Annotated in this window: 11 protein-coding genes; 3 read left to right on the top strand and 8 right to left on the bottom strand. The window is 74.8% G+C overall.

The genetic code is table 11. The annotated features are described in order from the left end of the window. Positions 1-300: 300 nt before the first annotated feature. The 3 genes from Q8791_RS28310 to Q8791_RS28300 all read right to left on the bottom strand — a co-directional run bounded on the left by Q8791_RS28310 (position 301) and on the right by Q8791_RS28300 (position 1,632). A complete protein-coding gene (locus Q8791_RS28310) occupies positions 301-732 on the bottom strand; it encodes a PPOX class F420-dependent oxidoreductase (protein ID WP_330094891.1) in 432 nt (143 codons plus the stop codon). Between the two features lie 94 nt (positions 733-826). Continuing rightward, entirely contained in the window at positions 827-1,306 is a 480-nt protein-coding gene (locus tag Q8791_RS28305) for an SRPBCC family protein (RefSeq protein WP_330094890.1), read from the bottom strand. Beyond that, positions 1,303-1,632 (bottom strand): ArsR/SmtB family transcription factor, encoded by a 330-nt coding sequence (locus Q8791_RS28300; RefSeq protein ID WP_330094889.1) that lies wholly within the window; start codon positions 1,630-1,632, stop codon positions 1,303-1,305. The genes Q8791_RS28305 and Q8791_RS28300 overlap by 4 nt, the downstream gene beginning before the upstream one ends. 188 nt (positions 1,633-1,820) lie before the next feature. Here Q8791_RS28300 and Q8791_RS28295 point away from each other — a divergent pair, with 188 nt between their 5' ends. Both Q8791_RS28295 and Q8791_RS28290 read left to right on the top strand, forming a co-directional pair. Then, entirely contained in the window at positions 1,821-2,126 is a 306-nt protein-coding gene (locus Q8791_RS28295; protein WP_330094888.1) for a hypothetical protein, read from the top strand. Next, positions 2,123-3,361: a saccharopine dehydrogenase family protein gene (locus Q8791_RS28290; RefSeq protein ID WP_330094887.1), complete on the top strand. Its 1,239-nt coding sequence runs from the start codon at positions 2,123-2,125 to the stop codon at positions 3,359-3,361. Before Q8791_RS28295 ends, Q8791_RS28290 begins: the two co-directional genes overlap by 4 nt. Positions 3,362-3,532: 171 nt before the next feature. Here the strand turns inward: Q8791_RS28290 and Q8791_RS28285 are convergent, their stop codons facing one another. Beyond that, the gene (locus tag Q8791_RS28285; RefSeq protein WP_330094886.1) at positions 3,533-4,432 is read right to left on the bottom strand and encodes a LysR family transcriptional regulator; all 900 of its coding nucleotides are present in this window, start codon (positions 4,430-4,432) and stop codon (positions 3,533-3,535) included. Between the two features lie 119 nt (positions 4,433-4,551). Between Q8791_RS28285 and Q8791_RS28280 the strand changes: the two genes are divergently transcribed. Next, a complete protein-coding gene (locus Q8791_RS28280) occupies positions 4,552-5,541 on the top strand; it encodes an EamA family transporter (protein WP_330094885.1) in 990 nt (329 codons plus the stop codon). Between the two features lie 48 nt (positions 5,542-5,589). Here Q8791_RS28280 and Q8791_RS28275 read toward each other — a convergent pair whose 3' ends face one another. From Q8791_RS28275 to Q8791_RS28260, 4 genes are all read right to left on the bottom strand, one after another. Next, entirely contained in the window at positions 5,590-6,849 is a 1,260-nt protein-coding gene (locus Q8791_RS28275) for an FAD-dependent oxidoreductase (RefSeq protein ID WP_330094884.1), read from the bottom strand. Between the two features lie 147 nt (positions 6,850-6,996). Next, positions 6,997-7,821, bottom strand: a complete 825-nt coding sequence (locus Q8791_RS28270; protein ID WP_330094883.1) for a TetR/AcrR family transcriptional regulator — start codon at positions 7,819-7,821, stop codon at positions 6,997-6,999. A 113-nt stretch (positions 7,822-7,934) separates the two neighbouring features. Beyond that, a complete protein-coding gene (locus Q8791_RS28265; RefSeq protein ID WP_330094882.1) occupies positions 7,935-8,759 on the bottom strand; it encodes a class I SAM-dependent methyltransferase in 825 nt (274 codons plus the stop codon). After that, the gene (locus tag Q8791_RS28260; protein ID WP_330094881.1) at positions 8,756-10,054 is read right to left on the bottom strand and encodes an aspartate aminotransferase family protein; all 1,299 of its coding nucleotides are present in this window, start codon (positions 10,052-10,054) and stop codon (positions 8,756-8,758) included. The genes Q8791_RS28265 and Q8791_RS28260 overlap by 4 nt, the downstream gene beginning before the upstream one ends. Between the last annotated feature and the right edge of the window lie 2 nt (positions 10,055-10,056).

The raw sequence follows: 10,056 nt of genomic DNA, 5'->3' as shown, positions 1-10,056 counted from the left end.
GGGGCTCGGGGGGTCAAGAGACGCAAGGGATGGGAGGGGCGTGGAACGTCCCCAGGAGTGCAGGGGAATGCGGTGGTGCGCGGGGCTCGGGGTGCTGCGGGGCTCGGGGTGCGCGGAGCTTGCGGCCGGGAGAGCAGGGGACGGCACGCAGGGGGTGGGCGGGCCCCGGAGCCCCGCTGTCCGAGGGTGCGCAGCGGGTGCGCGGGGGCCCGGCCGGACGCCGTGGAGGCGGGGAGGGGTCCACCGTCCGGCGGCCCCTCCCTCCGCCCGTGTCCGCGGCGGGACGGCGTCCGGGCGCCTTCAGCGCAGGCTGGCGCCGTACACGTGGTCCACCGTCATCGTCATGAGGACCCGGCGGTCGGAGACCATCACCGCCCGGTACTCGTCCCAGTCCGGGTGCTCGCCGGCGGCGAGGCGGTAGTAGCCGACCAGTGCCTCGACCTCGGGGCCGTCGGGGGACGTGCCCGGTCCGGTCAGGGACGCGATGCCCTCGGCCGTGGCCCACGCGCGGCCGTCGGCGCTGGTGACCTCCAGCGTGGCCCGGGGGTCCCGCCGGAGGTTCGCCGTCTTGGCGCGCCCCTCCGTGATCGAGACGTGGATGACTCCGGCCTCCCGGTCGTAGAAGGGCATCACGGGTGAGAGTTGGGGGCGCCCGTCCGCCTTGATGGTCGCGAGGACGCCGAGCCGGCTCTCCGCGAGCAGGGCGCGGGGGTCGAACGTTGTTGCTGTCATGACCGGAGCCTAGCCGCGGGGGGCCGCCCGTCGCCGGAGGCGGTGCTGGGCCCCTGCCCGGTCGGCGCCCTGCGAGTGGTGGGGCCGCCCCGGCTCATCCGGTGCCGAGCAGGTTCCTGTAGTGCGCGATCAGTGCCTCGTTCGGGCCTGCCCCCTGGGGGGGCGGGCGCCCGTCGAGGGCCGCCGAGAGGCCTTCGAGGCACACGTCCCAACCGGCGGCCGTGTTCGCGGTCCACTCCGGGTCGACGACGGTGTTGGACAGGCGCAGCACACATCCGTCCCCGTCCTCTTCCAGGGTCCAGCGCAGGTCCTCGCCGGCCCAGTGGAACGCAAGGGTGCTCGGCGGGTCGAACTCGGTGATGGCGGCCGTCTCCGGCGCCTCCCCGGGGAAGGTCAGCGTGAGTGCCCCGCCCTCGCGCGCGTCGATCTCCACGGCGCAGGGGAACCAGCGGCTGAGCGCCTCGCCCGTCGTCAGGGCGGTCCAGACGGCCGTCCTGGGGTGCGGGTAGCGGTGCGTGAAGTGCAGGACGTGTGCGCCCGGAGTGCTCGCGTCGACGCGGACGTGCGTGGTCATTGCCGTGGACCTTCCTGTGGACGGGTGGAGTCGAGGTGGTCGCCCAGGTCGTGGAGCCTGGCCGTCCAGAACGTGCGGTACGGGTCCAGCCACGCGTCCACGTCGCGCAGTCCCTCCGCCCGCAGGCGGTAGCGGCGCCCCTGGCGCTCGGGGCTCTCGGTGACGAGCCCGGCGGTGCGCAGGACGCGCAGGTGCTTGGAGACGTTCGGCTGGGACAGGCCGAGCAGGGCGACCAGGTCCTTGACCAACAACCCCTCGCTCTCGCGCAGCGCGTCCAGGATGAGGCGACGGCTGGGCTCGGCCAGAACGGAGAAGAGGTCGGGCATGCAGTTAATATGCCTTACTGGTTATATGCCTGTCAAGGCATAAGTGGTGGCCTCCGAGCCCCGAACGACGCGGGCGCGGGAGGTGCGCGGGGGCGCGCCCGCCCGGGCCGGACACAGGTGTGTTCCCCGCGGCGCGGGCGGATACGATGCGGCTCCGATCTGGACAGCGCGTCAGGAGGGAGGCGGGGATGAGGGCGAACCGGATTCCCACCGAGGGGATCGAGCGGGAACCGTCGGCGTCAGCCGGCCGGGGCACCGCGGACGGCCGTCGCGGCGGCACGGCCGCACCCGGGCGCCCCCGGCCGGTCGTCGGCGGGGGCCGCCCGGCGGTGCGCAGGGGCGTCGTCACGCGGCCGCACACGGGTCCGGAGAGGGTCGCCGTAGGGGGCGTGCACAGGGTGCGGGTCGCCGACCGCCGCCGCGGGGTGCTCGGCGGGAGCCCCTGCGGCGCGGCGACCGCGCCGCGCCCGGTCCTCGCGGGGGAGCCCGCATGACCGGCGCCCGGACACCAGCGGCCGGGTCCGCGAGCGGTCCCCGCCGGCGCGGCTACGACCTGGTCCTGTTCGGGGCGACGGGGTTCACCGGCGGGCTCACCGCCGAGTACCTGGCCCGGAACGCGCCCGCCGGAACCCGGTGGGCGCTCGCGGGACGCGACCCGGACCGGCTCGCCGCCGTTCGTGCGGAACTGGTGCGGATCGACCCCGCGCTGGCCGGGCTGGACCTGCTCACCGCGGACGCGAACGACCCGGGCTCCCTGCGGGCGGTGGCCGAGGCGTCGCGGGTGGTCGCGACGACGGTCGGGCCCTACCTCCGCCACGGCGACGGACTCGTGGCCGCGTGCGCGCGGGCCGGAACGGACTACGTCGACCTGTGCGGCGAACCCGAGTTCGTCGACCGGACCTACCTGCGCTGGCACGCCGTCGCCAAGGCTGCCGGGGCGCGGATCGTGCACAGCTGCGGTTTCGACTCCGTCCCGCACGACCTCGGCGTGCACTTCACGGTCGGCCTGCTCCCCGAGGGGGTGCCCCTCCGGGTGGAGGGGTTCGTCAGCGCCTCGGCCACCGTCTCCGGGGGCACGTTCCACTCGGCGGTGACGGCGTTCTCGCGCCTGGGGCCCAGCGCGATGACCGCGAGGCGGCGCCGGGAGCGGGAACGCCGGGAGGGACACGGGGCCGGGAGCGGTGACGGCGGACGCAGGGTGCGGGGGCTGCCCGCCGTTCCGCGCAGGGAGGGCAGGCTCGGCGTCTGGGCCCTGCCCCTGCCGACCGTCGACCCCCAGGTCGTCCTGCGGTCCGCCCGTGCGCTGGAACGCTACGGGCCCGACTTCTCCTACGGCCACTACGCCGCCGTCGAGAGGTTGCCGAGCGCGCTCGGGATCGCCGGGGGTGCGCTGGCCCTGGTGGCTCTCTCCCAGGTGCCGCCCGCGCGCGAGTGGTTGCTGGGGCGCAGGGGCCCGGGGGACGGGCCGTCCCGGGAACGGCGGGAGCGGTCGTGGTTCAGGGTGGTGTTCCTCGGCGAGGGTGGCGGGGAGCGCGTGGTCACGGAGGTGTCCGGCGGGGATCCGGGCTACGGGGAGACCGCGAGGATGCTCGCGGAGTCCGCGCTGTGCCTGGCCTTCGACGACCTCCCGCCCGTGGCGGGACAGGTGACCACGGCCGAAGCCATGGGGGACGCGCTGACGGAGCGCCTGGCGGGTCTGGGCTTCCGGGTCCGCGCCCACTGGTCCTAGCGCCGTCCGGGTGGGCCGCAGCCGTGCCCGGGCCGGCGGCGGCCACGCGTGCCCACACGTGGCCGCTCTCGGCGGCGCGGCCCGTCGCCGGGAGACGGGCCGCGGAGCCGCCGGCCACCGGGCGCCGGTGGGCGCCGGCGTGTTCGTGGAGCGCCGTGGGAGGGGCGGACGTCACAGGGCGCGTGCGTGCTCGCGCAGGATCCGGACGGCCTCGGCGACGGCGGGGCGGCGCGAGGTCCCCTCGCGCCAGAGCACGGACACCCCGCGCACCGGGGCGGGGTCCAGCGGCTTGACCACGACCGTGTCGGGGATGTCCCCCCGGCCCAGGCGGGGGACCATGGCGATCCCCAGGCCGGCCCCGACCAGGGCGATCTGGGTCTGGTACTCGGCCACGTGGTGGGCGAAGTCGGGCTCGGCCCCCACGGAGCGCAGCGTGCGCGTCAGCCAGTCGTGGCAGACGGTCCCGGGCGGCTGGCAGATCCAGTGCGCGTCCGCCACGTCCTCCCGGTAGAGGACGGCCCTTCCGGCGAGGGGGTGGTCGCGGGGCAGGAGGACGTCGCACCGGTCCTCTCCGACGACCGCCCGGGACACGCCCTCGGGGACGGTCATCGGCGCGATGTCCCAGTCGTGGACCACGGCCAGGTCGACCGTGCCCTGGGCGACCATGTGCGGGGTGGCGTGGGGGTCCTCCTCGAACAGGCGCAGGTCGAGGGAGGGGTGGGTCGCCACCAGTTCGGCCAGCACCCCGGGGAGCAGGCCCCGCGCTGCGGTTGAGAAGGCGGCCACGGTCAGGCGCCCGCTGGGCCTGCCGCGCTGCTCCTCCAGGGTCACCTCGGCCTCCTCCACGAGGGAGAGCACCCGGGACGCGGTGTCGACGAGTTTTCCGGCGGCGTCGGTGAGCACGACCCCGCGCCCCCGCCGTTCCAGGAGTGTGGTCCGGGTCTCACGTTCGAGCTTGGCGACCTGTTGCGAGACGGCCGACGGCGTGTAGCCGAGCGCCTTGGCGGCGGAGCTGACGGAACCGTGGACGTGTACCGCGTGCAGGGCGCGGAGCCGGGAGAGGTCGAGCACGGGCCTGTCCTTCGTCGGGCCGGGCGGGAGGATCCCCGGCGACTGTTCAGCGTTGCTGAATTGAAGTATGTAGGACCTTTCGCTGGTGCTTAATCCAGGGTCCCCCCATCATCGGATCCATGCGTCCCGTTCACACGTTCCTCGCCGTCCTCGTCGCCCTGGTGTGGGGAGTCAACTTCGTCGTCATCGAGGTGGGCCTCGACCACTTCCCGCCGCTCCTGTTCTCCGCCCTGCGCTTCCTGGTGGCGGCCGTGCCCGCGGTCTTCCTGGTCCGCCGCCCCCGCGTGGCCCTGGGCTGGGTCCTGCTGGTGGGCCTGGTCCTGGGCGTGGCCAAGTTCGGCCTGGTCTTCCTCGGCATGGATTTGGGCATGCCCGCGGGCCTGTCGTCCCTCGTCCTCCAGGTCCAGGCGGTGTTCACGGCGGTCCTCGCCGCGGTCTTCCTCGGAGAGCGGCCGGGACCGGTCCGGTACGCGGGGATGGCGGTCGCCCTGGGAGGGATCGGCGTCGCCGCCTACGACCAGGGCGCCACGGGGCCGGTGCTCGGTTTCGTGCTGGTCGTGGCCGCCGCGGCGTTCTGGGGGCTGTCCAACGTGCTGACCCGCAAGGCCGCGCCCCCCGACGCCCTGAGCTGGATGGTCTGGGTCAGTCTGGTGCCGCCGCTGCCGCTGTTCGCCCTGTCACTGCTGGTGGAGGGGCCCGACGCGGGCATGGCCGCGCTGAGGGGGCTGGACTGGACCGGGGTGGGCGCGATCGTCTACGTCGCCTGGATCTCCACGATCTTCGCCTTCGGGGTGTGGGGGTTCCTGCTCCGCCACTACGACGCGTCCACCGTCGCCCCCTTCTCGCTGCTGGTGCCGGTGTTCGGCATGTCCTCGGCGGCCCTGCTGCTCGGTGAGCGGATCACCCCGCTGAGCCTGGTGGCTGCCGTGCTCCTGGTCGGCGGTGTCGCTCTGGCGTCGCTCGGGGGGCGCGCCGCGGGGCGCGGTGCGGCACCGGTCCCCGACCCGGTGACGGTGTCGGCGCCCGGGGAGGACGCACCCGCCTCCGGAACGGCGGAGCCGGAGCGCGAACAGGGCGGGGGCCACCCGGCTCCCGTCCCGGGGGCCTGACCCGGCCCCGGCTCACCCGGATCCTCGACCCCGGGCGAGCCCCCCGGGTCAGGTCGTGCGGGCGGGCCGCCGGGCGAAGTCCGGTGCGTGCTCGGGGCGCAGACCCACCCCGATGAGGCGCGCGGGCACGTACGCCATCCGGGGCACGCGGGTCAGGAGCGCGATCAGGGGAGCCGGCGGACCCTGCCTCCTGCCCCGGATGATCGGCTCGACCATCCCGCGGTGCATCAGCCGTTGCAGGAGCTGGACGCCCACGGTCGGCAGGAGGCGGCGCCTGCGGACCGCGGCCAGGGCACGGACGGTGACCGTGCGGTCGAGCAGGGGCCGGGCCAGCAGGGTGGCGGCGGCCACGGCGTCCTGCACGGCGAGGTTGATCCCCACGCCCCCGATCGGGGACATCGCGTGCGCCGCGTCGCCGATGCACAGCAGCCCGTCGACGTGCCAGCGCCGTAGCCGGTCGACCCGCACGTCCAGGTGCTTGATCTCGTCCATGGACGTCAGGGACCCTATGCGGCCGGCCAGTTCCGGCATCAGCTCGTCCAGGTTCTCGCGGAAGGCCCCGATGCCCCGCGCGCGAAGCTCCGCGTCGGAGCCCTTGCGCCCGATGTACGCGAGTTGGAGGTAGCCCTCGCGCGGGATGACCACGACGAACCGCCCCCGGCCCGCGCGGGGGGTCAGGGCGACGCTGTCCCGGGGTCCGCCGGGCAGTCGGAACCACCAGGCGTCGATCCCCACCGGGAACTCCCGGGTGGGCAGGCCCGCCTCGCGGCGCGCGAGCGACCAACGGCCGTCGCAGGCCACCGTCAGGTCGGCCCTGAGCTCCCCGGTCCCCTCCGCGCCTCCGTCCTCCCCGGCCCCGGCGCGGGCCCGGCAGCTCACGCCGACGACCCGTCCGGACTCGCGCACCAGGCCGGTGACCTCGGTGTTCATGCGGAGCGTGAAGCGGGGTTCCTCCCGCCCGGCCTCGGCGAGCAGGTTCAACAGGTCCCACTGCGGGACCATCGCCACGTAGGGGTGGCGCGCCCTCAGGAGGCGGAAGTCCGCGATGGTGACCAGGCGTCCGCCGCCGACGGGGAACCCGATCTCGCTCACCCTGCTCTGGGGGAGCGCCGCGAACCGCTCGCCCAGGCCGAGTTCGTCCAACAGGTCCAGCGTGGAGGGGTGCACGGTGTCCCCGCGGAAGTCCCGCAGGAAGTCGGCGTGCTTCTCCAGCACCGTCACCTCGACACCGGCACGGGCCAGCAGCAGGCCCAGGACCATCCCGGCGGGGCCGCCGCCGATGATCGCGCACGTCGTACGGTCTGTCATCGGGACTCCCGGGGTGTCGTCGGTGCGTCCGGACGGCGACGCCGCGCGCCGTGCTCGCGGGCCGGCGAGCGGGTCCCCGGCGGGGCGGCGGTCGTGTCGGCGGCTGCGGCGGTGGGCGGGCTGTCCATGGTCGGCTCCTCGGATCACTCACTCCTGTACGCGCGACTCCGGCGGGGTCGCGGCGGCCCTGAGGAACGCGTCCGCGAACACCGCGCACGTCTCCTCCGGGTCGGGGAACGCCGCACCCGGCACGCTGCGCAGGGCGGGGCGCAGCATCGCGTGGACGGCGATCGGGCCGATCAGCTGCTGCATGAGCAGCGGTACCGGCAGGTCGCGGATGCGTCCGGCGGAGACCTCCTCGGCGAGCCAGCCTCCCAACCCCGCGAGCATGCGGGGGAAGACGTGGCGGGCGAGGATCCCCGCGGCGGGCCCGTCGGGACGGGCGAACACGTCGGCCAGCATGGCGGGCGCCACGCGCGGCTCCCGGCTGAGCCCGGCGCCGATGAGGCGGTAGATCCCGTGGACGCGTGCGCCGAGGTCCTCTCCTGTCCGGGCGAGCGCGGCCTCCAGGTCGAGGATGGGGCTGTACCGCTCGAACACGGCGAGGAGGAGTTCGTCCCGGCCGCCGAAGGCCGCGTAGAGACTGTGTACCGAGCACCCGGCGGAGGAGGCGACCGCGTCCAGGGTGGCGGAGGCGAGGCCCTGGTCGCTGATCAGCCGCGCCGCGGCCCCGATCGCGCGCTCCCGGACCGGCGGCCTCCCGCCCGGGTCGACGCCGGAGGCCCGTACCGCCTCGTCCAGCGTCCTGCGGGAGCCCCCGACGCGCCGCAGCAGGGTGCTGCGGGAGACGCCCGCCTCTTCCGCGATCGCTACCAGGGGCACGTCGGCCACGTCCTTCCCCAGGGTCTCGGAGGCGCGGACCGCGGCGTTCACGAGATCGTCCGGGACGGTGGTGTGTAGTGGTTCTGACATCAATGCCAAGGTAACCCGTAACCGAGTTCCAGACAAGGGGGTGGGCACGCGGACGCACCGCGTTCCCACCCCGTGGCCCCGCCGGTGGCGCCGTCCGCGGCACCGGCGGGGAGTCAGCCGTCCGACTCCGGCCGCCGCGCCGTCGCGAAGCGCGGGCGGTCCGTCCCCGGCGGGAGCCCGTCAGGGGTCGCCGTCGGTTCGAGCAGGGCGAAGACCTCCCGCCGCAGCCCCTCCAGCAGGTCCGCCGGGAGGCTCTCGTAGAAGGACCGGATCCCGGTCGTCCAGGTCCACTCCCACCACGCGGTGACGTCGCGGAAGACGAACCGCGCGACCTCCTCGGAGGCGCGGACGTCGGTGAAACCCGCCTCCTCCAGCAGTGCCGCAGGGTCCGTGGAGTAGATTCCGCGCTGCCCGGCCGCATGGCCCGCGCGTGCGGCGTAGGAGTGGAAGACCTCCCTGACCTCCTCGACGTCGCCCGGCACCAGTGTGGCGGTCGGGACCGACACCGCGCAGCGCCCGCCCGGCCTGAGCGCCCGGCGGAAACCGGCCACCGCGGCCCGCGGATCAGGCATGACGAACAGGGCGAAGGCGCACAGCACCACGTCGTAGGAGGCCTCGGGCACGGTCAGTGCCTGGGCGTCCATCCTCGTCACGGAGGCGTTGGCGGTGCCGCACGCCCCGATGTCGGAGGTGAGCAGTTCGACCATCGTCACGGAGAGGTCCACCCCGTCGACCCTGCCCGCGGGACCGACGCGTTCCGCGGCCGGGAACAGGCACGCTCCCCGCCCGGTGGCGACGTCGAGCACGCGCTCGCCGGGAGCCGGACCGGCGAGGTCCACCAGGCGCCTGCCGAACGTCCGGAAGAACGCGATGTGGGGGTCGTAGCCGTGCGCGCACCTGTCGTACACGGTGGCGTTCACCCCCGGGGCCGCGGTCAACGGACGCCCTCCGCGGCCGGGGCCTGTGCCAACGACTCCTTCAGCACGCCGGCGACCGTGTCGATGTCCTGCGTGGTGTGCGCCGTGCTCAGGAACCAGGGCTCGTCCGGGACGGGGTGGAAGTACACCCCCCGCTGCTGGCAGGCCGTCTGGACGGCGCGGTGCCCCGCCCTGTCCACCGCCGACGCGTCGTCCAGCAGGGCCATCGACAGGACGGATCCGACCCGCTCGACCAGCACGTTCCGCCCGGCGGCGGTGGCGGCCTCGCGGACGCGGGCCTCGGCGTACGCCCCGAGCGCCTCCAGGTCGCCGTACAGGTCCGGCGCGGACCGGATCTTGGTCAGCGTGGCGGTGACGGCGCGCAGCGCGGCGTGGTTGCCCGCGTAGACGCCCGCGTGGAACGCCTCGTAGGTGGTGAGCGGTTCCATGACCTCGCGGGAGCCGCCGAAGGCCGCGACGGGGAAGCCCCCGCCCATCACCTTGGACAGCACGGTCAGGTCGGGGACGACCCCGTACCGTTCCTGGGCGCCTCCGCGTGCCACGCGGAACCCGGTGATCACCTCGTCGAAGATCAGCACCGCGCCCCTCTCCCGGGTGCGGAGCCGCAGCAGCTCCAGGAAGCCGGGTGCCGGGGGCACCACCCCGACGTTGCCGAGGACCGGCTCGCAGATGACCGCGCCCAGCTCCGCGCCGTGCTCGGCGAACACCCGCTCCACCGCGGCCGTGTCGTTCCAGGGCACCTGGATCGTGTGGTGCGCCGCCTCGGGGATCATCCCCGCCGCGCCCGGCAGCGGGCGGTCCCCCTCGGGCGCCGGGCGGCGCAGGAGGGTCTCGCTCCAGCCGTGGTAGTGCCCCTCGAAGGTGAGGAGCAGGGGCCGTCCCGAGGTCGCGCGAGCCAGCCTCACCGCCGACATCAGCGCCTCGGTGCCGGAGTTGGCGAACCGGAGCTGCTCGATGCCGGGGACCAGTTCGGCCACCAGGCCCGCCGCGGCGCGGTCCAGGCGGTGCGGCAGCCCCGTGAGGTGACCCCGGCCGAACTGGTCGGCGATCTGGTCGGTGACCTCGCGGTCCGCGTAGCCGAAGATGTGGGGGCCGTACCCCATGTTGACGTCGATCAGCTCGTTGCCCTCGACGTCGCGGATGCGGCATCCGGACGCCGACTCGACGACGAGGGGCCTCACGACGCCCCTGGCCCGCATGTTGCTGCTGACCCCGCCGGCGACGACCTCGTGGATATGGTCGTAGGCCGCCTTGTTGGAGGGCGGTGCCGTCACGTTCGTGATGGTGTCCGTCATCG

The organism is Nocardiopsis codii (assembly GCF_036327455.1).
GTDB lineage: Bacteria > Actinomycetota > Actinomycetes > Streptosporangiales > Streptosporangiaceae > Nocardiopsis > Nocardiopsis codii.
This window is presented reverse-complemented; position numbering and strand designations above follow the sequence as displayed.